This is a genomic window from Sphingobium sp. SG1, from assembly GCF_057063145.1.
Genome location: NZ_JBVVOJ010000001.1, coordinates 774,414 through 800,019, shown reverse-complemented (window position 1 = coordinate 800,019; position 25,606 = coordinate 774,414). Strand labels below are relative to the sequence as shown.

25 protein-coding genes and 1 tRNA gene are annotated in these 25,606 nt (G+C 65.5%); 21 read left to right on the top strand and 5 right to left on the bottom strand.

Features of this window, described 5'->3' with window-relative positions:
• Positions 1–3: 3 nt before the first annotated feature.
• The 7 genes from benD to AC0KVN_RS05240 are packed head-to-tail and all read left to right on the top strand — an operon-like array spanning position 4 to position 5,705.
• Positions 4–789, top strand: coding sequence for a benzoate diol dehydrogenase BenD (benD, locus tag AC0KVN_RS05270; RefSeq protein ID WP_435568712.1), 786 nt, complete (start codon positions 4–6; stop codon positions 787–789).
• A 13-nt stretch (positions 790–802) separates the two neighbouring features.
• Positions 803–1,510, top strand: a complete 708-nt coding sequence (locus tag AC0KVN_RS05265; protein ID WP_435568713.1) for a CoA transferase subunit A — start codon at positions 803–805, stop codon at positions 1,508–1,510.
• Positions 1,510–2,157 carry a 3-oxoacid CoA-transferase subunit B gene (locus tag AC0KVN_RS05260; protein ID WP_435568714.1) on the top strand — a complete coding sequence of 216 codons (648 nt, stop codon included), beginning with the start codon at positions 1,510–1,512 and terminating at the stop codon, positions 2,155–2,157. Before AC0KVN_RS05265 ends, AC0KVN_RS05260 begins: the two co-directional genes overlap by 1 nt.
• Before the next feature lie 14 nt (positions 2,158–2,171).
• Positions 2,172–2,489 carry a 2Fe-2S iron-sulfur cluster-binding protein gene (locus tag AC0KVN_RS05255; RefSeq protein ID WP_435568715.1) on the top strand — a complete coding sequence of 106 codons (318 nt, stop codon included), beginning with the start codon at positions 2,172–2,174 and terminating at the stop codon, positions 2,487–2,489.
• 2 nt (positions 2,490–2,491) lie between these two features.
• On the top strand, positions 2,492–3,262 hold the full coding sequence (gene pcaD, locus AC0KVN_RS05250; RefSeq protein WP_435568716.1) for a 3-oxoadipate enol-lactonase: 771 nt from the start codon (positions 2,492–2,494) through the stop codon (positions 3,260–3,262).
• A 5-nt stretch (positions 3,263–3,267) separates the two neighbouring features.
• The gene (gene pcaF / locus AC0KVN_RS05245; protein WP_435568717.1) at positions 3,268–4,470 is read left to right on the top strand and encodes a 3-oxoadipyl-CoA thiolase; all 1,203 of its coding nucleotides are present in this window, start codon (positions 3,268–3,270) and stop codon (positions 4,468–4,470) included.
• Positions 4,471–4,475: 5 nt separating this feature from the next.
• The gene (locus tag AC0KVN_RS05240) at positions 4,476–5,705 is read left to right on the top strand and encodes an NAD(P)/FAD-dependent oxidoreductase (protein ID WP_435568727.1); all 1,230 of its coding nucleotides are present in this window, start codon (positions 4,476–4,478) and stop codon (positions 5,703–5,705) included.
• A gap of 367 nt (positions 5,706–6,072) precedes the next feature.
• Here AC0KVN_RS05240 and AC0KVN_RS05235 read toward each other — a convergent pair whose 3' ends face one another.
• A complete protein-coding gene (locus AC0KVN_RS05235; RefSeq protein ID WP_435568718.1) occupies positions 6,073–6,561 on the bottom strand; it encodes a MarR family winged helix-turn-helix transcriptional regulator in 489 nt (162 codons plus the stop codon).
• A gap of 264 nt (positions 6,562–6,825) precedes the next feature.
• Here AC0KVN_RS05235 and ectA point away from each other — a divergent pair, with 264 nt between their 5' ends.
• The 8 genes from ectA to AC0KVN_RS05195 all read left to right on the top strand — a co-directional run bounded on the left by ectA (position 6,826) and on the right by AC0KVN_RS05195 (position 15,445).
• Positions 6,826–7,317, top strand: a complete 492-nt coding sequence (ectA, locus tag AC0KVN_RS05230; RefSeq protein WP_435568728.1) for a diaminobutyrate acetyltransferase — start codon at positions 6,826–6,828, stop codon at positions 7,315–7,317.
• A gap of 15 nt (positions 7,318–7,332) precedes the next feature.
• Positions 7,333–8,643, top strand: coding sequence for a diaminobutyrate--2-oxoglutarate transaminase (ectB, locus tag AC0KVN_RS05225; RefSeq protein ID WP_048938478.1), 1,311 nt, complete (start codon positions 7,333–7,335; stop codon positions 8,641–8,643).
• A gap of 15 nt (positions 8,644–8,658) precedes the next feature.
• Positions 8,659–9,072: an ectoine synthase gene (locus AC0KVN_RS05220; protein WP_004208301.1), complete on the top strand. Its 414-nt coding sequence runs from the start codon at positions 8,659–8,661 to the stop codon at positions 9,070–9,072.
• Between the two features lie 176 nt (positions 9,073–9,248).
• Positions 9,249–10,169, top strand: coding sequence for an ectoine hydroxylase (gene thpD, locus AC0KVN_RS05215; RefSeq protein ID WP_435568719.1), 921 nt, complete (start codon positions 9,249–9,251; stop codon positions 10,167–10,169).
• Positions 10,166–11,608, top strand: coding sequence for an aspartate kinase (locus AC0KVN_RS05210; protein ID WP_435568720.1), 1,443 nt, complete (start codon positions 10,166–10,168; stop codon positions 11,606–11,608). Before thpD ends, AC0KVN_RS05210 begins: the two co-directional genes overlap by 4 nt.
• 20 nt (positions 11,609–11,628) lie before the next feature.
• Entirely contained in the window at positions 11,629–12,864 is a 1,236-nt protein-coding gene (locus tag AC0KVN_RS05205; RefSeq protein ID WP_435568721.1) for an MFS transporter, read from the top strand.
• Positions 12,861–14,195 carry an MFS transporter gene (locus AC0KVN_RS05200; RefSeq protein ID WP_483655970.1) on the top strand — a complete coding sequence of 445 codons (1,335 nt, stop codon included), beginning with the start codon at positions 12,861–12,863 and terminating at the stop codon, positions 14,193–14,195. The genes AC0KVN_RS05205 and AC0KVN_RS05200 overlap by 4 nt, the downstream gene beginning before the upstream one ends.
• Positions 14,192–15,445, top strand: coding sequence for a mechanosensitive ion channel family protein (locus AC0KVN_RS05195; RefSeq protein WP_435568723.1), 1,254 nt, complete (start codon positions 14,192–14,194; stop codon positions 15,443–15,445). Before AC0KVN_RS05200 ends, AC0KVN_RS05195 begins: the two co-directional genes overlap by 4 nt.
• A gap of 178 nt (positions 15,446–15,623) precedes the next feature.
• Here the strand turns inward: AC0KVN_RS05195 and AC0KVN_RS05190 are convergent.
• From AC0KVN_RS05190 to AC0KVN_RS05180, 3 genes are all read right to left on the bottom strand, one after another.
• A tRNA-Glu gene (locus tag AC0KVN_RS05190) sits at positions 15,624–15,698 on the bottom strand.
• 306 nt (positions 15,699–16,004) lie between these two features.
• Positions 16,005–16,793: a SapC family protein gene (locus AC0KVN_RS05185; RefSeq protein ID WP_010337707.1), complete on the bottom strand. Its 789-nt coding sequence runs from the start codon at positions 16,791–16,793 to the stop codon at positions 16,005–16,007.
• Positions 16,794–16,909: 116 nt separating this feature from the next.
• Positions 16,910–18,364, bottom strand: a complete 1,455-nt coding sequence (locus AC0KVN_RS05180; protein ID WP_435568346.1) for an FAD-binding oxidoreductase — start codon at positions 18,362–18,364, stop codon at positions 16,910–16,912.
• 77 nt (positions 18,365–18,441) lie between these two features.
• Between AC0KVN_RS05180 and AC0KVN_RS05175 the strand changes: the two genes are divergently transcribed.
• From AC0KVN_RS05175 to AC0KVN_RS05165, 3 genes are all read left to right on the top strand, one after another.
• Positions 18,442–18,873, top strand: coding sequence for a hypothetical protein (locus AC0KVN_RS05175; RefSeq protein WP_004207401.1), 432 nt, complete (start codon positions 18,442–18,444; stop codon positions 18,871–18,873).
• Positions 18,874–19,007: 134 nt separating this feature from the next.
• A complete protein-coding gene (locus AC0KVN_RS05170; protein ID WP_435568345.1) occupies positions 19,008–20,399 on the top strand; it encodes a DEAD/DEAH box helicase in 1,392 nt (463 codons plus the stop codon).
• Positions 20,400–20,496: 97 nt separating this feature from the next.
• On the top strand, positions 20,497–20,877 hold the full coding sequence (locus tag AC0KVN_RS05165) for a VOC family protein (RefSeq protein WP_435568344.1): 381 nt from the start codon (positions 20,497–20,499) through the stop codon (positions 20,875–20,877).
• A gap of 2 nt (positions 20,878–20,879) precedes the next feature.
• On the opposite strand, the gene radC is transcribed toward AC0KVN_RS05165, so the two are convergent.
• Positions 20,880–21,572, bottom strand: coding sequence for a RadC family protein (radC, locus tag AC0KVN_RS05160; RefSeq protein WP_483655969.1), 693 nt, complete (start codon positions 21,570–21,572; stop codon positions 20,880–20,882).
• A gap of 152 nt (positions 21,573–21,724) precedes the next feature.
• Between radC and AC0KVN_RS05155 the strand changes: the two genes are divergently transcribed.
• The 3 genes from AC0KVN_RS05155 to AC0KVN_RS05145 are packed head-to-tail and all read left to right on the top strand — an operon-like array spanning position 21,725 to position 25,532.
• Complete coding sequence (locus AC0KVN_RS05155; RefSeq protein ID WP_435568343.1) at positions 21,725–24,964, top strand: intermembrane phospholipid transport protein YdbH family protein; 3,240 nt, start codon at positions 21,725–21,727, stop codon at positions 24,962–24,964.
• Positions 24,961–25,149, top strand: coding sequence for a YnbE family lipoprotein (locus AC0KVN_RS05150; RefSeq protein ID WP_004207396.1), 189 nt, complete (start codon positions 24,961–24,963; stop codon positions 25,147–25,149). Before AC0KVN_RS05155 ends, AC0KVN_RS05150 begins: the two co-directional genes overlap by 4 nt.
• Positions 25,146–25,532 (top strand): YdbL family probable chaperone protein, encoded by a 387-nt coding sequence (locus AC0KVN_RS05145; protein ID WP_435568342.1) that lies wholly within the window; start codon positions 25,146–25,148, stop codon positions 25,530–25,532. The genes AC0KVN_RS05150 and AC0KVN_RS05145 overlap by 4 nt, the downstream gene beginning before the upstream one ends.
• Positions 25,533–25,606 lie beyond the last annotated feature (74 nt).

The window sequence follows — 25,606 nt, the reverse complement described above, 5'->3', positions numbered from 1 at the left end:
GCGATGATCTTCCAGGGACGCTTCGCCGGCAAGGTGATGGTCGTGACCGGCGCGGCGCAGGGTATCGGTGCCGGTGTCGCCACCCGTGCCGCAGCCGAGGGCGCCAGCCTCGTGCTGGTCGACCGGGCGGACTTCGTGACCGATGTCGAGCAGGCGATCGTCGCGGCCGGTGGCAAGGCGATTTCGGTCACTTGCGACCTCGAAACCTATGAGGGCGCGGCGCAGGCAATGGCGGCGGCGATCGCGGCGTTCGGGCGCATCGACATCCTCATCAACAATGTCGGCGGCGCAATCCGCATGCGGCCCTATGCGCAGTTCGAGCCGGAACAGATCGACGCGGAAATCCGCCGTTCGCTGATGCCGACCCTCTATTGCTGCCATGCGGTTCTGCCCGCGATGCTGGAGCAGGGCGCGGGGACGATCGTCAACCTGTCGTCCAACGCTACGCGCGGCATCCGCCGCGTGCCCTATTCGGCGGCGAAGGGCGGGATCAACGGCCTGACCCAGGCACTGGCGATGGAATATGCGGAGGCGGGCATCCGTGTCGTCGCAACCGCGCCCGGCGGCACCAGCGCGCCGCCGCGCCGCGTGCCGCGCAATGCCGAGGGCGACAACGCGCAGGAACAGGCCTGGATGGCCGAGGCGGTGGCGCAGGTGACGTCGTCGGCCTTCATGAAGCGCTACGGCACGCTGGACGAGCAGATTGCCCCCATCCTTTTCCTCGCCTCCGACGAGGCCAGCTATGTGACCGGATCGGTCTTGCCCGTTGCGGGCGGCGATATCGGCTGAAGGGACTGAAGACATGCAGAAAATCTACGACAGCCCTCGGGTCGCACTGGAAGGCCTGTTGTTCGACGGGATGACGATCATGTCGGGCGGCTTCGGCCTTTCCGGCAACCCCGAAAGCCTGATCCCGGAAATCCGCGCAAGCGGCGTGAAGGATCTGACCGTCATCTCCAACAATGCCGGCGCCGACGGTTTTGGCCTGTGGATGCTGCTGGAAAGCCGGCAGGTCCGCAAGATGATCTCCTCCTATGTGGGCGAGAACAAGCTGTTCGAAAGCCAGTATCTCTCCGGCGAACTGGAGCTGGAGCTGAACCCGCAGGGGACGCTGGCCGAGCGCATCCGCGCCGGTGGCGCGGGCATCCCGGCCTTCTACACCAAGACCGGCGTCGGCACGGTGGTGGCCGAGGGCAAGCCGGTCGAGAATTTCGAGGGCGAGGACTATGTCCGCGAAACCTGGCTGCGCGCTGATCTGTCGATCATCAAGGCCTGGCGGGCCGACCCGGCCGGGAACCTGATGTTCCGCAAGACCGCGCGCAACTTCAACCCGAACATGGCGACCGCCGGCAAGGTGACGGTGGTGGAGGTCGAGGAAATCGTGCCTGAGGGCAGCTTCGACCCCGACTGCATCCATACGCCCGGCATCTATGTCGATCGCATCGTCCTTTCCACCATCAACGAGAAGCGGATCGAGAAGCTGACCGTCCGCGAAAGGGAGGTTGCCTGATGCCCTGGACCCGCGACGAGATGGCAGCGCGCGCCGCGCAGGAACTGCGCGACGGCTATTATGTGAACTTGGGGATTGGCATCCCGACCCTGGTGGCGAACCATGTGCCGCAGGGCGTCAATGTGACGCTGCAGAGCGAGAATGGCATGCTTGGCATCGGTCCTTTCCCGTTCGCGGGCGAGGCGGACCCGGACCTGATCAACGCCGGCAAGCAGACGATCACCGCACTGCCGACCAGCAGCTTCTTCTCCTCGGCGGACAGTTTCGCGATGATCCGGGGCGGCCATATCGACATGGCGGTGCTGGGCGCAATGGAGGTGGCCGCCAATGGCGACCTCGCCAACTGGACCATCCCCGGCAAGATGGTGAAGGGCATGGGCGGGGCGATGGACCTGGTCGCGGGCGTCAAGCGCGTGGTCGTGGTGATGGATCATGTGTCGAAAAATGGCAGCCCCAAGATCCTCGACGCTTGCACCCTGCCGCTCACCGGCAAGACGGTCGTCGACCTCATCATCACCGACCTCGCCGTGATCGCCGTCGATCGGGCGAAGGGCGGCCTCACCCTGGTGGAACTGGCCCCCGGCGTCACCGAAGCCGAAGTGGTCGAGAAGACCGGCGCGCCGCTGGCGATCCTCGAAAACGCATAAGACTGGAATTTACCGTGCCCAATCTGATCGTCGTCAACCGCGCGGGGGACGAAACGAGCATCGATGCCCGTGAGGGTGTGTCCGTGATGGAGGCCATTCGCGACAGTGGCTTTGACGAACTGCTGGCGCTGTGCGGTGGCTGCTGTTCCTGCGCCACCTGCCACGTCTTCGTGGATGATGCCTGGACCGGCGCGGTCGGCGCGGCCAGCGGCGACGAGGATGACCTGCTCGATTCCTCCGACCATCGCGGCGATCGGTCGCGCCTGTCCTGCCAGATCATGATGACATCCGCGCTGGATGGGCTGCGCGTCGCCATCGCGCCGGAGGATTGAGCATGACCTTCATCCAGCGCAATGGCGCCACTCTCTACTGGAAGCGCGATGGGCGGGAGGATGCGCCCGCGCTCGTGCTGCTGAACAGCATCGGCACCGACATGGATTTGTGGGACGGCGTGCTGCCGCATCTGCGCGATCGCTTTGCCCTGTTGCGGATCGATGCGCGCGGCCATGGCGCGTCGATCGCCGAGCCGGGTGATTATGCACTCGCCATGCTGGCCGACGATGTGCTGGCGGCGGCCGACGCGGCCGGCTTCGATCGCTTCTCTGTGGCGGGCGTGTCGCTCGGCGGCATGATCGGCATGGAACTGGCGCTGCGGGCGCCGGGTCGGATTGAGAAACTACTGCCGATCTGCACCTCCGCGACGATGGACAGCGCCTCCTGGAACGACCGCATCGCCAGGGTGCGGGGCGAGGGCATGGCCGCCATCGCCGATCTTGCCATGGGCCGCTTCCTGTCCGACGCCGTCGAGCCGGCCATTTATGAAGCGGTACGGCGTCAGTTGCTGGCGATGGATGCGCAGGGTTACGCCGGCTGCGGCGCGGCGATCCGCGACATGGACCTGGCCGACCGGATCGGCGGCATCGCCTGTCCGACCTTGGTTATCACCGGCACCCGCGACACATCGACGCCCTATGCGGGGCATGGCGAACATCTGGTCGCCCGCATCCCCGGCGCGGCGCATGTGGCGCTGGAAGCCGCGCATCTGGCCCCGCTCGAAGCGCCCGAGGCGCTGGCGGGCGCCATCACCTCTTTCCTGGAAAGCTGAGACATATGGCACAGGCCTTCATCTGCGATGCCGTCCGCACCCCGATCGGCAAGCTCAACGGATCGCTGGCGACCATCCGCGCCGACGATCTGGCGGCGCTGCCGCTCAAGGCGCTGATGGCGCGCAATGAACGGGCCGACTGGTCGGCCCTCGACGATGTGATCCTGGGCTGCGCCAACCAGGCGGGCGAGGATAATCGCAATGTCGCGCGCATGGCGGTGCTGCTGGCGGGCATGGGCGAGTCCGTGCCGGGCGTGACCGTCAATCGGCTTTGCAGTTCCGGCCTCAACGCGCTGGGCATGGCGGCGCAGGCGATCCGCAGCGGCGACGCCGATTTCCTGATCGCCGGCGGTGCCGAGAGCATGACCCGCGCGCCCTATGTGCTGGGCAAGGCCGGCAGTGCCTTCGGCCGCGACCAGAAGATCGAGGATACGACGCTCGGCTGGCGCTTCATCAACCCCGCGATGAAGGCCGCCTATGGCGTCGATACCATGCCCCAGACTGGCGAGAATGTCGCCGAACAATGGGGCGTCAGCCGCGAGGAGCAGGATCGCTTTGCCTTGGCCAGCCAGGAAAAGGCGGCACGCGCGCAGGCGAGCGGACGCTTCGCTGCCGAGATCGTGCCGGTCTCGATCCCGCAGAAGAAGGGTGATCCCCTGTTGTTCGAGGCCGACGAGCATTTGCGCGCCACCAGCCTGGAGGCGCTGGCGAAGCTGACGCCGGTGGTGAAAGCCGACGGCACGGTGACGGCGGGCAATGCGTCAGGCCTGAATGACGGCGCGGCGGCGATGCTGGTCGCATCGGAAGCGGCTGCGGTGACGCGCGGGCTGACGCCGCGTGCTCGGGTGATCGGCATGGCAGCGGCCGGCATCGCGCCCCGGATCATGGGCGCCGGCCCGATCGAGGCGGCGCGCAGGCTGCTCGCCCGTAACGGCATGAGCGTCGATCAACTGGACGTGATCGAACTCAATGAAGCCTTTGCCAGCCAGGCGATCGCGACGCTGCGTGACCTCGCCATCGATCCGTTCGACCCGCGCGTCAATCCCAATGGCGGGGCGATCGCGCTTGGCCATCCGCTCGGCATGTCGGGCGCGCGCATCGCGCTGTCGGCGGTAGAGGAACTGCATCGGACCGGTGGGCGCCATGCGCTGGCCTTCATGTGCATCGGCGTCGGCCAAGGGCTGGCCGTCCTGCTGGAGCGGGTGTGATGACTATGGACCGCGCAGATATCGTCATCGTCGGGGCCGGCCATGGCGGGGCGCAATGCGCGATCGCGCTGCGCCAGAACGGCTTTGCCGGGACCATCATGGTGGTCGGCCGCGAGCCGGAATATCCCTATGAACGGCCGCCGCTGTCCAAGGATTATTTCGCGCGCGAAAAGGCGTTCGAGCGGCTGCTGATCCGGCCCCCGGCCTTCTGGGCCGAAAAGGGTGTGAACTTCCTGCTCGGCACCGAAGTGACGGCGGTCGATCCGGCCGGCAAGCAACTGACGCTCTCCGACGGACGCAGCCTTGGCTATGGCAAGCTCATTTGGGCGACCGGCGGTGATCCACGCCGGCTGACCTGCGCGGGCGCCGATCTGGCCGGCGTCCATGCGGTGCGGACCCGCGCCGACTGCGACGCGCTGATGGCGGAAATCGATGCCGGCAAGCGTGAGATCGTGGTCATCGGCGGTGGCTATATCGGGCTTGAGGCGGCGGCGGTGCTGAGCAAGATGGGCCTCAAGGTCACTTTACTGGAAGCACTGCCGCGCGTGCTGGCGCGGGTGGCGGGCGAGGAGTTGTCCGCCTTCTACCAGCAGGTCCATCGCGACCATGGCGTCGACCTGCGCCTGGATGCCAGAGTCGATTGCCTGGAGGGGACGGACGGCCAGGTGACGGCGGTGCGGCTGGCGGATGGCGAGGCCATCCCCGCGCAGGCGGTGATCGTGGGCATCGGCATCATCCCGGCGGTCGAGCCGCTGATCCGTGCCGGGGCGAAGGGCGCCAATGGCGTCGATGTCGATGCCGGGTGCCGCACCTCGCTGCCCGATATTTACGCCATTGGCGACTGCGCCGCCTTCGCCTGCGACTTTGCCGGCGGGCAGGTGATGCGGGTGGAATCGGTCCAGAATGCCAATGACATGGCGACCTGCGTGGCGAAGGCGATCTGCGGCGACGAACGGCCCTATCGCGCCTTCCCCTGGTTCTGGTCGAACCAATATGATCTCAAGCTCCAGACCGCCGGGATCAACGCAGGCTTCGACCAGACAGTGATGCGCGGCACGCCCGCCGACGGCGCCTTCTCGATCGTCTATCTCAGGGATGGCAAGGTCATCGCGCTCGACTGCGTGAACAGCGTCAAGGACTATGTCCAGGGTCGCAAGCTGGTTGAGGGCGGTGCCAAGCCTGATCTAGCCGCGCTGGCGAACAAGGACAGGGCGCTCAAGGAATTGGTCCAATGATATGTTGTGGATCAAACGGGCATCCCTCCCTCCATCGCAAAGTTTGCCAAAGTTCGCGACTTTGTTCGTTCGGCGCGGACTTGGGCCACGACAGCATTCCACCGGTGGTGAGCTGAAGCTCGGCAGCATCTCGAAGGTGGGGGCACTATCGGACGGCAGATCGATGGTTTGTAGCATGTGCCGCCAAGATAAACCGGCTGGTTCATGGTTGGAACGAATGTTGGCGCGCAAGTCGCGCATGCTGGTCTCAGTGGCTCTCGCCAACAAGATGGCGCGCATGGTGCGAGTTTTGCTGATAAAGGACGAAGATTACACAACTCCTGCTGCGGTCACGGCTAAGCTCAGATCGCGGCCATAAGACGGGGCGTCAAAGTGGTTCGGATCGGTCGATCCGGCCGCTGTCGAGCAGGGGGGCGGCGTCGATCGAATCCGCATCTATCAGCATTGCCAGCCTTTCCGTCGCGGCAAGGATCATGGCCTGTTCCCAGCTGGGGAGGGCGTCGAAGCGATCGGTGAAGCGCTTCTGCAGTGGGTCGGGGGCGTCGGCCAAGGCGTCGCGGCCGGCGGGCAGCAGGGTCAGGTGGATCTGGCGCTTGTCGCGTTCGCCGCGCTGGCGCTGGACGAAGCCGAGCGCGACCAGCCGGTCGACGATCGCGGTGATCGTGGCCTGGCTGAATTGCAGCGCCTGCGCCACGGCGGAGGGGGTGACGGACAGGCGCGTGTCGATTTCCCGCAGCACCAGCAATTGTGAGGGGGTGAGCCCGGTCGTCGTCGCCAGCTGACGGCTGCCGATTTCGGTCGCGCGCAGGACGCGGCGCAGCGCGCGCAGGGTCAGGGAGGCGATTTCGGAATCCATGGGAAGGCGCATAGCGCGAAGTCCCGCAAAGCGCCAACGGGGCCAAAAGTTCCTCCCCATATACTTCATTATATGAAATATAATTTTGGCTTTGGGGTTGAAGATGGCGCCGATGATCGGCATATAACCGCCCGTCTCGCCGGAGAATCTACTTCTCCGAGTAAAATATAATTCGGGAGATGAACAATCTTCGATTCCCAAGCTACAGCGGCTGCTTCGCCGCCACGGGCTTCTGCGCGCTCTCGATCGGGCGAGGGGCAGGACATCGTCTTACGCAAGCCCGTCGCCACGGACGGGCCAGCCATCAGCGGATTGATTGCGGCCTGTCCGCCGCTTGATCCCAATTCGGCCTATTGCAACCTGCTGCAATGCACGGACTTTGCCGACAGTTGCATCGTCGCCGAGCGCGGCGGTGGGGTGGTTGGCTGGGTATCGGGCTATCGCCCGCCAACAGCGCCCGAGAATTTCTTTGTGTGGCAGGTCGCGGTTTCCTCCGCCGCGCGCGGCCAGCGCCTTGCCGGGCGCATGATCGAGGCGCTGCTGGCCCGGCCCGCGCAGGCCGGCGTCATCCATCTGACGACGACCATCACCGACGATAATCGCGCCTCCTGGGCCCTGTTCCAGGGGCTGGCGCGGCGTTGGGGCGTTCGAATCGAAAAGACCGCCCGCTTTGAAGAACAGGCCCATTTCGCCGGCGCCCACGCCACCGAATTGCAGGCGCGCATCGGCCCGCTGCCGACCCCGGCACAGAGTTGAGAGAGATTGAAAAGCATGACCGTCACGACCCAGCCCAAACCCACCAGCGCCATGCCCGACACGGCCATTTACGAGCGGCGCGAGTCTGCCGTGCGCAGCTATGCCCGCGCCATGCCGCGCCAGTTCAACCGCGCGGAAGGCGTGTGGATGCACGACAATCAGGGCGGCCGCTATCTCGACTTCCTGTCGGGGTGCTCCACGCTCAATTATGGCCACAACCACCCGGTCCTGAAGGCCGCGCTGGTCGACTATATTGCCGGCGACGGCATCACCCATGGCCTCGACCTGCACACCGATGCCAAGGCCGACTTCCTTGCCACGCTGGAGGATGTGATCCTGCGTCCCCGCGGGCTTGATTATCGCGCCATGTTCACCGGGCCGACCGGCACCAATGCGGTCGAAGCCGCGATCAAGCTGGCGCGCAAGATCACTGGTCGCGAACTGGTGATCGCCTTCACCAACGGTTTCCACGGCATGACGCTGGGCGCGCTCGCCTGCACCGGCAATGCCGCCAAGCGCGGCGGCGCGGGCGTGCCGCTCAGCCATGTCGCCCATGAACCCTATGACGGCTATCATGGTCCCGATGTCGATACCGCCGACCTGCTGGAACGGCGCCTGTCCGATCCGTCGAGCGGCCTTGATGCGCCGGCCGCCATCCTGGTGGAGACGGTGCAGGGGGAAGGTGGCCTCAATGCCGCCTCGCCGCAATGGCTGCGCCGGATCGCCGAGATCGCCAGGCGCCATGGCGCGCTGATGATCGTCGACGACATCCAGGCCGGCTGTGGCCGCACCGGCAATTTCTTCAGCTTCGAAGGCATGGGCTTCACCCCCGACATCGTCACCATGGCGAAGTCGCTGTCGGGTATGGGCCTGCCCTTTGCGCTGACCCTGTTCCGTCCGGAACTGGATCAATGGGCGCCGGGCGAACATAATGGCACCTTCCGGGGCAATAACCATGCCTTCGTCACCGCCACCGCCGCGCTGCGCCATTTCTGGGGCGATGCGCAGTTCGAACAGGATATCGCCCGTCGCGGCGCGCTGCTGGAACGGCGGCTGGACGCGATGGCGGCCGAACATGGCCTGTCGACGCGCGGCCGCGGCATGATGCGCGGCATCGACGTCGGATCGGGCGAAGTCGCTCAGACCATCACCGCCGCCTGCTTTGCGCAGGGGCTCATCATCGAAACCAGCGGCGCGCATGACGAGATCGTCAAGATACTGGCGCCCCTCGTGATCGAGGACGCCGTGCTGTCGGCCGGCCTCGACATTCTCGAGGAGAGCATCCGGTCCGCGCTGACCGTCACCTATGGCGTCGCCGCAGAATAAGAGGAGATTTCAGACATGATCGTTCGCAAGCTTCAGGACATCCGCAAGTCCGACCGCAATGTGAAGTCCAAGGGCTGGGAAAGCGCCCGCCTTCTGCTGAAGGACGACAATATGGGCTTTTCCTTCCACGTCACCACCATGTACGCGGGCGAGGAATTGCACATGCACTACCAGAACCATCTGGAGGCGGTGCTGGTGCTCAAGGGCACCGGTACGATCGAGGATCTGGGCACCGGCATCACCCATCAACTGGCGCCCGGCGTCATGTATGCGCTCAATGCCCATGACCAGCATATCGTGCGGCCGGAAACCGATATATTGTGCGCCTGCACCTTCAATCCGCCGGTCACTGGCAAGGAAGTGCATGACGAGAATGGCGCCTATCCCGCCGATATCAGCGCCGCGCGCGAACCTGCGCTGGCCGACTGATGCGTGACGCTCCAGCATTTTCAAAGCAGATGGCCACATCTGCTGACTCGGAAAATGCGGACAACAACGAAAATTGGAGCTTGATCCGATTCAGTATGAACGGATCAAGCTCTGGCTTGGGCGCTGCCTGAGCCAGCCACGCCCTTATTATCTTAGATTGAAAAAGGGGGAGTCCCATGAAAGACCTCTACCCGTCCCGCCATGCCGACATGGCGGAATTCCTGCCGCGCCACGATCCGGTCGTCCATGCCGACTGGAGGGCCGGCGCGCCGATCAGCCGCGACCAAGCCGATGCCTTCGACCGCGACGGCTATCTGGTGCTGGAAGACATTTTCTCCGACGCGGAAGTCGCCTTCCTCCAGCACGAGGCCCGCAAGCTGCTGGCTGATCCCGATGCGCTGGAAGCCGAAACGGTGATCACCGAACCGGGCGGCAAGGAAGTTCGTTCCATCTTCCGCATCCATGCCCAGAGCCGGGTGATCGAGCGGCTGGCGGCGGACAGCCGCCTGGCTGGCGTGGCCCGCTTCCTGCTGGGTGACGATGTCTATATCCACCAGTCACGGCTCAACTATAAGCCCGGATTCCAGGGCAAGGAATTCTACTGGCACAGCGATTTCGAGACCTGGCATGTGGAGGATGGCATGCCGCGCATGCGCGCGCTGTCCATGTCGGTGCTGCTGGCGGAAAACACGCCGCATAACGGTCCGTTGATGCTGATCCCCGGATCGCATCGCCAGTATCTGACCTGCGTCGGCGAGACGCCCGAGGACCATTATCGCCAGTCGCTCAAGCGCCAGGAATATGGCGTTCCCGACGAGGACAGCCTGGCCGAACTGGCGCATCATCATGGCATCGTCGCGCCGACCGGCAAGCCCGGATCGGTGGTGATCTTCGACTGCAACATCATGCACGGGTCGAACGGCAATATCACGCCTTTCCCGCGCGCCAATGCCTTCCTGGTCTATAATGCGGTGTCCAACCGGCTGGAGGCGCCCTTTGGTGTCGATCGGCCGCGCCCTGCGTTTATCGCCGCGCGCGGCGAACCGCCGGTCATCACGCCGATCACCGGCCCCCTGATGCAGGAGGCGCTGGCATGAGCAGCCTGCACAGCGTCGAGAAGATCGGCGGAACCTCCATGGCCGCGACCGCGACATTGTTCGACAATGTGCTGATCGCCGGCCGCAAGGGCGCAGACCTCTATCATCGCATCTTCGTCGTGTCGGCCTATGCCGGCATGACCGACCTGCTGCTGGAGCACAAGAAAAGCGGCGAACCGGGTGTCTATGCCCGCTTCGTGGCGGACGAGGATGCGGACGGCTGGCGCCAGGCGATGGAGGCGGTGCGCCGCGCCATGCAGGAGCGCAATGCGACGATGTTCGTCCGCGCCGACCGGCTGGCGGAGGCCAATGCCTTTGTCGACATGCGGATCGATGCGGTCGCCGCCTGTCTTGACGATCTGGCGCGGCTGCGCAGTCATGGTCGCTTCTGCGTCAAGGAACAGCTGGTGACGGTGCGCGAACTGCTGGCGGGTCTGGGCGAAGCGCATAGCGCGCATTCGACCGCGCTGCTGCTGCGCGACCGGGGCGTCAATGCGCAGTTTGTCGACCTGACCCTGTGGGACCAGCAGGACATGCGCGAACTGGACGACCGGATCACGCAAGCCTTTGCGCCGATCGATCTGGCGACCACCCTGCCGATCGTCACCGGCTATGCCGGATGCAGCGAGGGTATGGTGCGCCTCTATGCCCGTGGCTATTCGGAAATGACCTTTTCGCGCATTGCCGTGCTGACCAAGGCGCGCGAGGCGATCATCCACAAGGAGTTCCACCTGTCGAGTGCGGACCCGCGCCTGGTCGGCACGGACAAGGCGCGCAAGATCGGCCGCACCAACTATGACGTGGCGGACCAGCTTGCCAATCTGGGCATGGAGGCGATCCATCCCGGCGCGGGCCGGGGGCTGCGCCAGACCGACATTCCGCTGCGGGTGCGCAACACGTTCGATCGGGAAGATGGCGGGACGCTGATCTGCGGCGCCTATGTTTCCGACACGCCGCGCGTCGAGATCGTCACCGGCGTGCGCCATGCGCAGGCGCTTCAGTTCTTCGAGCAGGATATGGTCGGCGTGAAAGGCTATGACGCGGCGATATTGGACGCGCTGGCCCGCCATGGCGCCTGGATCGTCAGCAAGGCGTCGAACGCCAACACCATCACCCATTATCTGTCCGCCGATGCGGCGACGGTGAAGCGGGTGATCGCGGATTTGCAGGCGCGCTATCCCGACGCTGCCATATCGGCCCAGCCGGTGGCGATCGTGTCGGTCATCGGCAGCGACATCGCGCGGCCGGGGCTGGTGCCCGATGCCCTTCGGGCGCTGGCCGATGCCCATGTGCCGATCGTCGCGATGCAGCACCAGATCCGCAATGTCGACGTCCAGTTCATCGTCGATGTCGATCATTATGAAACCGCCGTGGGCGCGCTGCACCGTGCCCTGGTGGAGGACGGGGCGGAACCGGCGGAGGATCGGCGCGCGGCCTGATCCGCCTCCGGTCATCCCCCATGTTCGCCGCGATCCACCCCGTCCGCAGCCTGCTGCTCGCCATCTTCATGTTGATGGCGGGCAGCGGCTTCCTGTCCACGCTGATCGGCCTGCGGCTGGAGCGGGCAGGGGCGGGCACGATGGCGATCGGTGCGGTCGCCACCGCCTATTTCGGTGGACTTGTGGTGGGTGCGTTGCGGGCCGGGGCGATCGTGCGACAGGTGGGGCATATACGCGCCTTCGCCGCCTTCGTCTCGCTGCTGTCGGCCAGCACATTGGCCTATGCACTGGTCCAATCTCCGCTCTTCTGGGCCTGTCTGCGCCTGATCGATGGCATCTGCGTCGCGGGCGTGTTTATTTGCCTTGAAAGCTGGCTCAACGACCGGGCGGAGGCGGAAACGCGCGGCAGCGTGCTCGCCGCCTATATGGTCGCGCTTTATTCGGGGCAGGCGGTCGGGCAATTGCTGCTGGGCGCCAGCGGTGCCCTGCCGGCGGTGCCATTCCAGATCGCCTCCATCCTCATCTCCCTGGCCATCATCCCGCTCTGCCTGACGCGCAGCAGCGCACCCGCGCCGGTCGATGCGCAGGCCTTCACCATCCGCGCGCTTTATGCCGCCTCACCGCTTGGCACGGTCGGGTCGGTCGCGACCGGGCTGATGCTGGGCGCCTTCTATGGCATGGCGGCGGTGCATGTGCGCCGTCTGGGGCTGGACCTTGGCGCCACCGCCAGCTTCATGATGATCGTCATCTTGGGCGGCGTCGCGCTGCAATGGCCGCTGGGGCGCCTGTCGGACCGGCTCGACCGGCGGCGGGTGATCGTCGGCTGCTTTGCCGCGACGCTGGCTGTCTGCACGGCGCTGGCGATGCTGGTGTCGGGCGGCCCGTTGCTGCTGGCGCTTGGCGCCCTGTTCGGGGGCCTCAGTTTCGCCCTCTATCCGCTCTGCGTCGCCCACTGCAACGACCGGCTGCTCGCGACCGAGCGGGTCGCGGCGAGCGGGCGGCTGGTGCTGCTCTATTCGGTCGGCGCGGCGATCGGCCCGCTCGGCGCTGCCCTGCTGATGAGCCTGGCGCCGACGAGCGGCCTCTTTCTCTTCATTGCCCTGTGTGCCGGCGCGACGCTGGCCTTCGGCCTCTGGCGCCAGACGGCGACCCCGCCCGTGCCGGTGCCCGACCAGCAGGACTTCCAGATTGTGCCGCGCACCACGCCGGTGGCTTCGCTGCTCGATCCCAATACCGTAGACGGACTGACCGAATGACCGCTTCCGCCGTTCCTGCCAGCCCTGCTGCCCCGGTGCAGGCCGACAAGGCCACCTTGCGCCGGGCCATCGCCGCGTCGGCGCTGGGCAATGCCACTGAATGGTTCGACTATGGCATCTATGCCTATGGCGTGACCTATATTTCTGCCGCGCTCTTTCCCGGCGAGGTGGACGATGCCATTCTGTTCGCGCTGGCGACCTTTGCCATTTCCTTCCTCGTTCGGCCATTGGGTGGCCTGTTCTGGGGACCGCTGGGTGACCGGCTGGGGCGCAAGTCGGTGCTGGCGCTGACCATCCTGCTGATGTCGGGCGCGACGCTGGCCGTCGGCCTCATCCCTTCCTATGCGCAGATTGGCTGGGCCGCGCCCGCGCTGCTGATCCTGCTGCGCATGGTGCAGGGCTTTTCGACCGGCGGCGAATATGGCGGGGCGGCAACCTTCATGGCCGAATATGCACCCGATGATCGGCGCGGCTTCTATGGCAGCTTTCTGGAGTTCGGCACGCTCGCCGGCTTCTCCTTCGGCGCGGCGCTGATGCTGGGCTTTTCGCTGCTGCTGGGGGACGCGGTCATGCATGCCTGGGGCTGGCGCATTCCCTTCCTGGTGGCCGCGCCGATGGGCCTCATCGGCATGTATCTGCGGTCGCGGATGGAGGACACGCCGGTCTTCCGCGAGCAGGCGGCCGAAGGCAGCGGATCGCCATCCCTTTCCCGGCTGCTGCGCGACCATAAGCGGCCGATGCTGGTCGTGGGCGGGCTGGTCGTGGCGCTCAACGTCGTCAACTATACGCTGCTCAGCTACATGCCGACCTATTTGCAGCGCCGCATCGGCCTGTCCCCGGACGAGGCGCTGGTGGTGCCGATCATCGGCATGCTCTTCATGATGCTCTTCCTGCCGATCGCCGGCCATATGTCCGATCGGGTGGGCCGGCGGCCGATGTGGCGGCTGTCGCTCATTGGCCTGCTGGTCGCGGTGGTCCCGCTCTACATGCTGATGGCGACGGGCCTGGCCGGCGCGATCATCGGCTTCGTCCTGCTCGGCTTGCTCTATGTGCCGCAACTGGCGACGATTTCGGCGACCTTCCCGGCGCTGTTCCCCACCATCGCGCGCTTCGCCGGCTTCGCGATCGCCTATAATCTGTCGACCTCGCTGTTCGGCGGCACGGCGCCGGCGATCGGCAGCGCGCTGATCGGCGTGACCGGCAATGAACTCATGCCGGCCTTCTACATGATGGCGGCCTGCATCATCGGCCTGATTGCGCTCCGCTTCATGCCGGAAACGGCAGGCCGGTCGCTCCATGACGATCCGTTCGAAGGGGAGCGTGCCGCATGATCAGCCATCTCTATATCGCGTCGGACAGCCTCCAGATCCTGACCCGCGGCTATGTCGAGAATGTCTGGTTGCAGGCCATGACGGGATTGCTGCTGCTTGGCGCATTCGCCTGGGCGGCCAACTGGGTGGCCAAGCGTATCGTCCTGACCCTGTTGCTGCGACTGATCGATCATCTGCCGTTCCGGGTCGAGGCCGCGCATATTGGTGCCGTCGTCGCGCGCCTGTCCAACATCGTGCCGGCGCTCATCATCCAGTCGGGCGTCGCCGCCGTCCCGCATCTGCCGGTCAGGCTCGCCGGCTTCATCGCCAGCCTGTGCGCCGCCTTCATCATCCTGACCTTGGCCATCGCCTTGAGCGGCCTGCTGACACTCGGCAACGACCTGTATCAGCGCCGCCCTGACGCTGCGAACCGGCCGATCAAGGGCTATGTGCAGGTGGCCAAGCTGCTGGTCTATGGCGCGGCGAGCGTCCTGATGATCGCGGCGCTGATGGACCAGTCGCCCTTGCTGCTATTGTCGGGGCTGGGGGCGATGGCGGCCGTGCTGATGCTGGTGTTCAAGGACACGATCCTGTCGCTGGTCGCATCCGTCCAGATCGGCTCCAACGACATGATCCGGGTGGGCGACTGGATCGAGATGCCGCAGCTCGACGCCAATGGCGACGTGATCGACATCGCGCTGCACACGGTGAAGGTCCAGAATTTCGATCGCACCATCACCACCATCCCGACGCACAGGCTGATCAGCGAGAGTTTTCGCAACTGGCGCGGGATGCAGGAATCGGGCGGCCGCCGGATCATGCGGGCGCTGGTGATCGACCAGAACAGCGTCGGCTTTCTTGATGAGACAGGGTTGGCGGCGGTCGCGCGCTTCGGCCTGCTCCGGACCTATCTGCACGACAAGCAGGATGATCTCTCGCGCTGGAATGGGGATCATGCAGCGGGCAACAGGCTGGATGGCCGGCGGCTGACCAACATCGGCACCTTTCGCGCCTATGTGCTGGCCTATCTGCGCGCGCATCCGAATATTCGCGCCGACCAGACCCTGCTGGTGCGCCAGCTGGCGCCCAGCGAACATGGACTGCCGCTGGAAATCTACGCCTTCGCCAACAGCATCGTCTGGGCCGAATATGAAGGCATACAGGCCGATATTTTCGACCATCTGATCGCGATCCTGCCCGAATTCGGGCTGCGCCTGTTCCAGCGGCCTGCTGGAAGTGATCTGGGGCAGCTTCGCATTTCGTCCAAGTGATGGAACCCGATGGGATTCTATGTGAGCCGCCATCAGCGACAACACAGGCTCAATTTGTGGCGCGGACTGAACCAACTTCGGCGTAAGCCTCGCCTGTCTGCAGGCGTTGATCACGGCAACGTAGAGCGCTGGGCGCACCTGCCGGAGTTTCTCGCAAATCTGCGGAAAATTTCCTAAATGGTGACCCCTACGGGAATCGAACCCGTGTTTCAGCCGTGAGAGGGCCGCGTCCTAACCGCTAGACGAAGGGGCCGTATGTCGCATGGGCGACAGGCAGGGGCGTGCCTTTAGGCAGGGCTGGCGATGGCGTCAAGCGAAAGCGGCGAAAATTTCCGGCGACCTACGCCGAATGCAGCCCATAAAAAACCACCCCATGCGATGCACGGGGTGGCCAGGTTCAGGGAGGAGACGCCTCCAAGGGGGAGGCGCCCTATACGACACACCCGAAAGGGGGGCAGGTGCATCGCATGCAACAGAAATAGGACAGGGCGCGGCTGCTTTCAAGAGCAAGCCCCGCCCTGTCCCCATATATTTGCGATTAACGGAGTTAATCGGGCTTTCAGGCTTCCACGGCCGCCGGCGCGGTCGGCGCGGCGATCGGGCCCTTGCCTTGACCGATCTGCGCTTCGAAAATCTCGCGCATCAGCTGCAGCGAGAAGAGATGGGCGTGAATCAGCGGCAGCAGGCCGTTCTGGTTGATCTTGCGCAGTTGGTCACCGCGCAGGTCGCGCAGCTTTTCCTCGTTCACCATGCGGAAGCCGCGATAGACGAAGGGCTGCTCGTTGTTCGGGGTCTGGATCGCGACTTCGCCGTCCATCAGCAGGTCCATCTCGGCCAGATCCTTCATGAACTGGCCAGTGCGGGCGGCTGCCTGCTCGAAATCCTCGCAGAATTTCAGGATGCTCTTGGTCACGTCGGTCGGCTGGCCATTTTCGAACAGGGCCGGGCCGTCGCCTTCGGCGCCGATCGCCTTGCTGGTCGGGTCGAAGCAGAGCGAGAGTTCGTCGCTGTCGGGGCGCAGCTTGGCCAGCATCCAGGGATAGCGACGGACATAAGCCGGGATATAGGCCGGGCCGCGCAGCTTGCCTTCGTCGTCGACGAAGATGTTCACGCCTTCATTGAGGCCCATCAGCGCGAGCGGCACCGAATCCTGGCCAGCCGAGAAGATGATCGGCACGAAGCGCTGGGCCGAGACGAATTCGTCTATGGTCAGCGGCACGGCGTGCTGAGTCACCAGGAACGGAGCGGCATCGACCGACAGGGTGCGATAATCGGCATGATCGACGGTGCTGAGCGGGATCAGGTCGTTGTAGAAGATGGGAAGGCTGTTCGCGGGCGCGCTGGCCATGATGTTGTTCCGTCCTGTTAGAAAGCGCGCAAGGTTTGCGTCGCTGATCCGAATATGGGGCTGACGGGATAATCGGAGCTATCCCGCTAGGCAATCGCTTTGTGGATATGCTGCGCTCAACCCTCGTCGGGGCGAGGGATGAGCTTGTCGGGGTTCATGATGCCGCCCGGATCGAAGGCTGCCTTGATCGCGCGCAGGGCATGGATGCGGGCCGGGCTGGCGAGGCGTCCGAGTTCGGCGCGCTTCATCTGGCCTATGCCATGTTCGGCCGAGATCGAGCCGCCCGCGGCGACCACTGCGTCATGGACGAAGGCATTGATCGCCTGGCCCTGTGCGGCGATCCACGCCGGACCGTCGCTGGTGCCCCTGGGCGCGCGGACATGGAAATGGACATTGCCATCGCCCAGATGGCCGAAGGAGGAGGCGGTTGTGCCGGGGAAGGCGGCTTCGGCGGCGGCGGCGGCCTCGACCATGAAGGCGGGCATGCGCGGCACTGGCACGCTGATATCATATTGCAGCGCGGGTCCCTGTGCCTTTTCGGATTCCGACAGGGATTCGCGGATGCGCCAGAAGGCCTCTGCCTGGGCTTCGCTGGCGGCAATGGCGGCGTCGATCGCGATGCCGCGTTCCAGTGCCAGGCCGAGCGCGCCTTCCAGCCGCTCGGTCGGGCCGGGCTCGCGCATGTCGCCATGGTCGACCTCGATCAGCACATGCCAGGGCGTGCGGGTCTCGATCGGGCAGCGTGTGCCGGGAATATGGGAGAGGACATGGCCAAGGCCATCGTCGGCAATCACCTCGAACCCCTCGACGCTGTCACCCAGTTCGCCTTCGACCAGGCGCAGCAGGGCGAGGGCGTCGGCGGGTGTCTGCACGCCGACCCAGCCGACCGCGCGGGCGGCGATGCAGGGCACCAGCCGCAGGGCGGCCGCGGTGATGACGCCCAGCGTGCCCTCCGCGCCGATCAGCAACTGCTTGATGTCATAGCCGCGATTATCCTTCTTGAGCGCGTCCAGCCCGTCGAAGATGCTGCCGTCCGGCAGCACCGCCTCGATCCCCTCGACCAGCGCGCGCATCGTGCCGTGGCGCAGCACCTGGGTACCGCCGGCATTGGTCGAAGTGAGGCCGCCGATCGTGGCCGATCCCTTGGCACCCAGGCTGAGCGGAAAGCGACGGCCGGCCGCTTCGGCGGCGTCGTGCAGGTTGGAAAGGATGACCCCGGCCTCGCACACCGCCAGATTGTCGTCGGCCGACAGGTTGCGGATCTGGTTCATGCGGCGCAGCGACAGGATCAGCGCCGATCCGTCGGCCGGCGGTGTCGCGCCGCCGACCATCGACGTGTTGCCGCCCTGGGGGACGAGGGCGATGCCAAGTTCCGCTGCCAGCGCCACGCAGTCGGCCACTTCGCGCGTCGAGGCAGGGGACAGGATCGCGCGGGCCTTTCCATGATAGCGGCCGCGCCAGTCGCTGACCCAGGGGGCGATATCATCGGCATCGGTAATGACGCCCTTGGGGCCGAGCAGGGCGACGAAGCGATCGATGGCATCCTGTGCGATTATGGCTTGTTCTGTCATGGGGCATGCTATGCCCCGGAATTCATCGACGGTTCAACCGTTGGCCGATAGCTTGCCACTCCCAAAAGGGGTTCCGCTTGGTTCATACCATCCTGATGCTGCTTGCAGCGCCTGCTGCCGACCCGGTGCAATGGGCGCAACTGACGATCGAGCAGCGCGTGATCATTCGTGTTCCGATGGCCAAGGGGCGGGCGCCGACGCGAGTCGTGCCCAAGAGCGACGAGCGCTGGGAAGAGAAGAAGGGGCCGCGCTGCGTGGCGTTGCGATCGATTCGCGGGGCCAGCATCGTAGTGTCCAACGGGGTCGACCTGATCCTGGCGGACAAGCATCGCTATCGCGCGCGACTGGAACGGGGATGCGATTCCGCCAGCTTCTATTCGGGCTTCTATGTCGAGCCGGACGAGGATGGTTCGCTCTGTTCGGGGCGGGACGAGTTGCAGGCGCGCAGTGGCGCGAGTTGCGGGATCGACAGCTTCAGGCGGCTGGTGGAAGCGGACGCCGAGGATTGATCGGCAGAAAAACAGCTGCCTTGCCCGGCATATTGCGCGATTTCCTTGACAAGATGGCGATATTTTCGCAAGTCGCGCGCGATTTCCGTCGTGCGGACGCGCAGGACGGCCAACCTCCTGTCCCGGACATTTGAATGACTTTTGCCGATCTCGGCCTCTCCGACGAATTGCTCAAGGCCGTAACCGAGGCGGGTTACGACACGCCCACGCCGATCCAGGCGCAGGCGATCCCGCCGGTGCTGATGATGAAGGACATCATCGGCATCGCGCAGACGGGCACGGGCAAGACCGCCAGCTTCGTGCTGCCGATGATCGACATCCTCGCGCATGGCCGTGCTCGTGCGTTGATGCCGCGCAGCCTGATCCTGGAGCCGACCCGCGAACTCGCTGCCCAGGTGGCCGAGAATTTCGAGAAATACGGCAAATATCACAAGCTCTCCATGGCGCTGCTGATCGGCGGCGTGCAGATGGGCGACCAGATCAAGGCGCTGGAAAAGGGCGTCGACGTGCTGATCGCGACGCCGGGGCGCCTGATGGACCTGTTCCAGCGCGGCAAGATCTTGCTCAACGGCTGCAACATGCTGGTCATCGACGAAGCCGACCGCATGCTCGATATGGGCTTCATCCCGGATATCGAGGAAATCTGCACCAAGCTGCCGGCGCAGCGCCAGACACTTCTCTTCTCTGCGACCATGCCGCCGGTCATCAAGAAGCTGGCCGATCGTTTCCTCGATAATCCCAAGTCGATCGAGGTAGCGCGCCCGGCAACGGCGTCGACCAACATCACCCAGCGACTGGTGAAGGTCGATTCGCGCAAGAAGCGTGAAGCGCTGCGCGCGATGCTGGAAGCAGAAGATGTGCAGAGCGCGGTGATCTTCTGCAATCGCAAGACCACGGTGCGCGAACTGAACAAGAGCCTGCAGCGTCACGGCTTCAAGTCGGGCGAGATCCATGGCGATATCGACCAGGCATCGCGTATCGCCGAACTGGAGCGGTTCCGCGATGGCAGCGTCAACATCCTGGTGGCGTCGGACGTCGCGGCCCGCGGCCTCGATATCAAGGGCGTCAGCCATGTCTTCAATTTCGACGCGCCCTGGCACCCCGATGACTATGTCCACCGCATCGGCCGTACCGGTCGCGCGGGGGCCAAGGGCGTTGCCTATACCTTCGTCGCGGCGGAGGATGCCGAGGCGATCGACAATATCCAGAAGCTGATCGGCACCAAGATCGATTATGTCGAAACGCCGGTCGCGGCTGCGCCTGCGCCGCGCGCGAAGGACGAGCCGCGCAAGGCCGATCGCGAGGAGCGCGACAATGAGCGGTCCGGTGGCCGGGACGCGCGCCGCAAGCCCGAGCGCAAGGATGACCGGCGCAGCGACAAGCGGGATGATCGTCGTGACGACCGCCGCGACGCCCCGGCTGCACGGCCAGCGCCGCATAGCCGCCGTCAGGAACCCGATGATGGTCCGGACGATGGCTGGAACGGTCCGGTGCCCGAATTCCTGAACTTCGGTTTTGGCGGCTGAACGGCGCCACGCTGATTGAAAAGGCCCCCGTCACGCGCAGGCATGGCGGGGGCCTTTTTGTTATGTGGCCATGACGGCGCAACGGGAGGGTAAGGCCATGTCCGCAATTCCAGGTGTTGGCGCCTTCGCGATCGTGCCCAGCAATGACGTCACCATTGCCCTGGCCTTCTGGGAAAGGCTGGGCTTCGCGCGGATTGGCGGCGATCACCATTATCATATCATGGAGGGGTGGGGGTGCGAGGTGCATCTGACCCAGGCCGGCGCGCCGCCCTGGGATGTGCCGGCGCATAATCCCTTTGGCGTCTATCTGCGCACGCCCGATGTGGCGGCGATTGCGGCGCGGGTCGATGATCTGATCATCCGGCCGGGCGGCATTTTGCGCCATCGCGAATGGGGACTGTATGAGGTCGGGATCAACGGGCCGGATGGGCTGCTGGTGCGCATCGGCTGGCCGTCCGAACTGATCGAGGGCGCCTGATCCTACAGCAGTCCCTGCGCGCGCAGGCTGCTATGCCCCTGCGCGCCGATGATGATATGGTCATGGACGCCGATGCCCAGCCGCTTGCCGGCCTCGACGATCTGGCGGGTGATCTCGATATCCTGCTTGCTGGGGGACGGATCGCCCGACGGGTGATTATACACCAGGATCAGGGCTGCCGATCCCAGTTCCATGGCCCGCTTGATAACCTCGCGCGTATATATGGCCGCCTGGTCGATTGATCCGTCACCCATATTCTCGTCGCGGATCAGCATGTTGCGGCTGTTGAGATGCAGCACCCGCACGCGTTCGACATGGAGATAGGCCATGTCGGCGCGCAGATAGTCGAGCAGCGCCTGCCAACTGCCAAGCACCGGTCGTTCCGCCACATCGTTGCGCAGCATCCGCAGCGCGGTGGCCTGAACGATCTTGATCGCGGCGACGCTGGTATCGCCCATGCCGGGCACCCGTGCGATAGCCTGCCAGTCGGCCGCCATCAATCCACCGATCCCGCCAAATTCGCGCAGCAGCAGCCGGGCCAGCGGCTTGGTGTCGCGGCGGGGAATGGCGAGGGCGAGCAGATATTCGATCAGTTCATGGTCGAGCAGCCCGTCGCCGCCTTCGGCCAGTCGCTGGCGCAGGCGGGCGCGATGACCGGCGCCATCCTGGCTCGCGCGTTCGTCCTTTTCGGTCATGCTGGCGATCCCCCATTCCCCGGCAAATGAAGGCTAGGCTTTGCGGATTTCGTGGGCAAGGCTATTTCAGGGGTGGATATTTCCAATGGGTCGGACGTTATGGATGCGTTACGGACCTGAAGTGCGAGCGAAAGTCGGGGTTGGCCAGGCAGATGGAAGACGAGAACGGCGAAGCCGAAATTCGCCGGGGCTGGCTGCGCTGGCTGGGTGTCGGGACGGGTTCGCTCGGCCTGGTGCTGGTCGCGCTGTGGACGCAGCGCGCGCCGATCGCCGAGAATTTCGTCAATCGCGAACTCAACCGGCGCGGGGTCCAGGCCAATTATGACCTGACGCAGGTGGGCCTGCGCACCCAGCGGATCGAGAATGTCGTGCTGGGCGATCCGGCGCGGCCGGACCTGACCGCCCGCTGGGTGGAGGTCGACATCGCCTTTTCCGGCGTGACGCCGCAGGTGGCAGCGGTTCGCGCCGGTGGCGTGCGAATGCGCGGCGCCTATCGCGACGGCGTGCTGACGCTGGGCGAACTGGACAAGTTTCGCGATCCCGATTCGACTGCGCCCTTTGCCATGCCTGACCTGCTGCTTCATCTGCGGGATGCGCGGTTGCGGCTGGATACCGACGCGGGGGCAGTCGGCATGCAGATCGATGGCAATGGCAATCTGAAATCGGGTTTCCGCGGCAAGCTGGCCGCTGCCATGCCCAGGGCATGGATGGCCGGCTGTGGCGTGGCCAGGGCCAGCGCCTGGCTGGATGTGGCGATGGTGGATGGCCGGCCGCACCTGCGCGGGCCGATCAAGGGCGATGCACTCGCCTGCGCGGACATGGCGATGGCTGCGCCGACGGCCGAGATCGATCTGTGGCTGGGCCAGGGGCTGGACCGCTGGAACGGATCAGCCAAGCTGGCGGGCGATGCGCTCAAGGCGCAGGGCATGTTGCTGGCGGCCCCTGTCGGTCGGATCGAGTTCGACGGTACGGCCAAGGCCATGGCCGGGCGGGCGCGGATCGGCGCACGCGCCTTTTCCGGTGCCGGGGTGCTGGCGGGGCCAACCGAACTGGCCGGTGACTGGACGCTGCGCGGCGGTGATGCGACCTTCAACGGCGATCTGACCGCGCGGAACGGACGGATGGCCGGGCGCGATCCGCTGGCGTCGTTGCGGACCTCGACGGCCGGCACGCCGGTGGCGCCGCTGGCCCTGCGGTTGGCGGATGCAGCACGGCGGGCCGGGGCGGATAATCTGCTGCGGGCGCGGGTGGCGCTGGCACAGAAGGGCGATGCCGGCAGTCTGGTGCTGACCGATACCGAATTTGCAGCGCGCAGCGGCGCGCAGGTGGCCGTGGCGCGGGACGGCCGGGTGACGCTGGCCTGGCCGGGCAAGGGCGGCGCGGCGATCGACTGGGCGCTGGATGGCGCGATCACGTCGCAGGGCGGCGGCTTGCCCAAGGCGGCGCTCCGACTGGCCCGCCGCGCCGGCGGCGGTTTTGGCGGGCAGTTGTTCATCGATCCCTACACGGCCGACGGCGCCCGGCTGGCGTTCGAGCCTGTCCGATTCGTTGCCGGGCCGAAGGGCGATACCCGCTTCACGACGGCATTGCGGCTGGATGGGCCGCTGCCCGATGGGGCTGTTCGCGGTCTTGGCCTGCCGATCGATGGCCGGCTGGCGCCCAATGGTGCGATCGCGATCAACGAACATTGCGCGCCACTGACATTGCTGGAAGCGCGCTATGGCAGCTTCGCGCTGGGGCAGACCCGGCAGACGCTCTGCCCGCTGCCCAATTCGGCGCTTTTCGCCATGGGGCCGGGCGGCATGAAGGGCGGTGCGGAGCTTCGCAATGTGGCGCTGAACGGGCGAAGCGGCGACAGCCCGATGCGGCTCAAGGCGGACAATGCCCGACTGATATTGGGCCAGACCGGCTTCACCCTGGGCCATGCAGACTTCGCCATCGGCCCGGAGGATGCGCCGGTTCGCCTGTCTGCGACGAGCGTCACCGGTGCGGCAACGAAGGATGGCTTTGCCGGCGACATCAAGGGCGCGGGCGGACGGATCGGCACCGTGCCGCTGATCGTCGAGCAGGGGGCGGGCGGCTGGGCCTTTGCCAAGGGGGCGCTGTCGCTCAAGGCGGCGATGCAGGTGCGCGATGCGCAGCCTTCGGTGCGCTTCAACCCGCTGTCCGTGCCTGACTTTGCCCTGGCGATGAAGGACGGTCGAATCACCGCGACCGGCACGCTGCAGGTGCCGGGCAAGGGTGCCACGGTGGCACGCGCCGATATTGCGCACGACCTGGGCAGCGGGAAGGGGCATGCCGACCTGACCGTGCCGGACCTGGGCTTCGGGCCGGGATTGCAGCCGGAGGAATTGACGCCGTTGACGCTCGGCGTGATCGCCAATGTCGCTGGCCGCGTGACCGGCGAGGGGCATATCCGCTGGACCGGTTCCGATGTCAGCAGCGATGGCGTCTTCCGGACCGATCGGCTGGATCTGGCGGCGGCATTCGGCCCGGTCGAGGGACTGTCCGGCGAGATCCGCTTCTCCGACCTGCTCAACATGGTGACGCCGACCGGACAGGAGGCGCGAATCGCGCTGGTCAATCCGGGTGTCGAGGCACGCGATGGCACGATCCGCTATCGCCTGGGTGCCGGGCAGAAGGTGCATATCGAGGGTGGCGGCTTTCCTTTCTCGGGCGGCGAATTGGTGCTTCTGCCGACGACCATGGACTTTGGTGCCGATGTCGACCGATATCTGACCTTCCGGGTCATCGGCCTCGACGCTGGTGCCTTCATCCAGGCGATGGACCTCAAGAACGTGTCGGCGACCGGCACGTTCGACGGCATCATGCCGCTGATCTTCAATGCGCAGGGCGGGCGGGTTGCCGGCGGCGTGCTGGTCGCGCGGCAACAGGGCATGGCGCCGCTGATCATGCCCGAGGGCGTGCTGCCGAGCATCCCCTGCGACCCCACGCGCCAGTCCGGCGTGCTGTCCTATGTGGGGCCAGTGTCGAACGAACAAGTCGGAGTTATGGGCAAGGTCGCCTTCGATGCGCTGAAGGATCTGCAGTATAAATGCCTCACCATCCTGATGGATGGCGCGCTGGATGGCGAGATGGTGACCAATGTGGTGTTCAACGGCGTCAACCGGGGCCAATTGGGCGGGGCGCCGCAGGGGATAGCAAAAAGCTTCGTTGGCCTGCCCTTCATTTTCAACGTGCGGATTTCCGCGCCCTTCCGGGGGCTGATGAAATCCGCCCAATCCTATGTCGACCCGTCGCAGGTGATCCGCGACCAGATTGGCGCGGATGCCCAGCAGAAGATGCGCGCACAAAGCGCGGCCGATCTGCAATCTGGTCTTGCGGTTCAGCCTGCGGCAAGCGAGACTGTGTCAAATACGGAGCCGAAATGAAGATAGCAGCAATCATGATGGCCGGTCTGGCCGCTTCGGCCCTGGGGGGGTGCATCCAGGTCAAGGCCCCGGACAAGCCGATCGAGATCAATCTGAACGTGAAGGTCCAGCAGGAGGTCGTCGTCCGTCTGGAGAAGGACGCCAAGGATCTGATCAACAATAACCCGGAGTTGTTCCCGCAATGACACGCAAGTTCATGCTGGCCGCCGCTGTGCTGGGTGGCCTGGTTCTGGCCGGCGCCGCGCAGGCCCAGGGTGGTGCGGCCGCCGCGATCGCCGCCGGCACGGTGGGCGAGCAGGCCGATGGCTATCTGGGCATCGCCGGCACGGTGGGCGCGGATGTGCGGGCCGAGGTCGAATCGATCAACATCAAGCGCCGCGCCGTCTATACCGATCTGGCCGGCAAGCGCGGCGTGACGGTGCAGGATGTGGCGGCCGCAACCGGTTGCCAGACGCTCAGCAGCCGGGTGAAGCCGGGGCAGGTCTATCGCGTCGGCGGTGGTGCCTGGCAGACCAAGGGCGCCGGGGCGATCTCTTTGCCGGCCTATTGCTCGACCGCAGGCCAGTAAAACGCGCGTGGCTGGCGGACTTTGACCGCCAGTTCGTCTGGGCAGGATAATCTCCTGCCCAAGTATAGTTGACT

Excerpts from the sequence above, each read along its gene's own strand:
- benD (WP_435568712.1), top strand. The coding sequence starts at position 4 with ATGATCTTCCAGGGACGCTTCGCCGGCAAGGTGATGGTCGTGACCGGC.
- AC0KVN_RS05265 (WP_435568713.1), top strand. The coding sequence starts at position 803 with ATGCAGAAAATCTACGACAGCCCTCGGGTCGCACTGGAAGGCCTGTTG.
- AC0KVN_RS05260 (WP_435568714.1), top strand. The coding sequence starts at position 1,510 with ATGCCCTGGACCCGCGACGAGATGGCAGCGCGCGCCGCGCAGGAACTG.
- pcaD (WP_435568716.1), top strand. The coding sequence starts at position 2,492 with ATGACCTTCATCCAGCGCAATGGCGCCACTCTCTACTGGAAGCGCGAT.
- pcaF (WP_435568717.1), top strand. The coding sequence starts at position 3,268 with ATGGCACAGGCCTTCATCTGCGATGCCGTCCGCACCCCGATCGGCAAG.
- AC0KVN_RS05240 (WP_435568727.1), top strand. The coding sequence starts at position 4,476 with ATGGACCGCGCAGATATCGTCATCGTCGGGGCCGGCCATGGCGGGGCG.
- AC0KVN_RS05235 (WP_435568718.1), bottom strand. The coding sequence starts at position 6,561 with ATGGATTCCGAAATCGCCTCCCTGACCCTGCGCGCGCTGCGCCGCGTC.
- ectB (WP_048938478.1), top strand. The coding sequence starts at position 7,333 with ATGACCGTCACGACCCAGCCCAAACCCACCAGCGCCATGCCCGACACG.
- AC0KVN_RS05220 (WP_004208301.1), top strand. The coding sequence starts at position 8,659 with ATGATCGTTCGCAAGCTTCAGGACATCCGCAAGTCCGACCGCAATGTG.
- thpD (WP_435568719.1), top strand. The coding sequence starts at position 9,249 with ATGAAAGACCTCTACCCGTCCCGCCATGCCGACATGGCGGAATTCCTG.
- AC0KVN_RS05210 (WP_435568720.1), top strand. The coding sequence starts at position 10,166 with ATGAGCAGCCTGCACAGCGTCGAGAAGATCGGCGGAACCTCCATGGCC.
- AC0KVN_RS05205 (WP_435568721.1), top strand. The coding sequence starts at position 11,629 with ATGTTCGCCGCGATCCACCCCGTCCGCAGCCTGCTGCTCGCCATCTTC.
- AC0KVN_RS05200 (WP_483655970.1), top strand. The coding sequence starts at position 12,861 with ATGACCGCTTCCGCCGTTCCTGCCAGCCCTGCTGCCCCGGTGCAGGCC.
- AC0KVN_RS05195 (WP_435568723.1), top strand. The coding sequence starts at position 14,192 with ATGATCAGCCATCTCTATATCGCGTCGGACAGCCTCCAGATCCTGACC.
- AC0KVN_RS05185 (WP_010337707.1), bottom strand. The coding sequence starts at position 16,793 with ATGGCCAGCGCGCCCGCGAACAGCCTTCCCATCTTCTACAACGACCTG.
- AC0KVN_RS05180 (WP_435568346.1), bottom strand. The coding sequence starts at position 18,364 with ATGACAGAACAAGCCATAATCGCACAGGATGCCATCGATCGCTTCGTC.
- AC0KVN_RS05170 (WP_435568345.1), top strand. The coding sequence starts at position 19,008 with ATGACTTTTGCCGATCTCGGCCTCTCCGACGAATTGCTCAAGGCCGTA.
- AC0KVN_RS05165 (WP_435568344.1), top strand. The coding sequence starts at position 20,497 with ATGTCCGCAATTCCAGGTGTTGGCGCCTTCGCGATCGTGCCCAGCAAT.
- radC (WP_483655969.1), bottom strand. The coding sequence starts at position 21,572 with ATGACCGAAAAGGACGAACGCGCGAGCCAGGATGGCGCCGGTCATCGC.
- AC0KVN_RS05155 (WP_435568343.1), top strand. The coding sequence starts at position 21,725 with ATGGAAGACGAGAACGGCGAAGCCGAAATTCGCCGGGGCTGGCTGCGC.
- AC0KVN_RS05150 (WP_004207396.1), top strand. The coding sequence starts at position 24,961 with ATGAAGATAGCAGCAATCATGATGGCCGGTCTGGCCGCTTCGGCCCTG.
- AC0KVN_RS05145 (WP_435568342.1), top strand. The coding sequence starts at position 25,146 with ATGACACGCAAGTTCATGCTGGCCGCCGCTGTGCTGGGTGGCCTGGTT.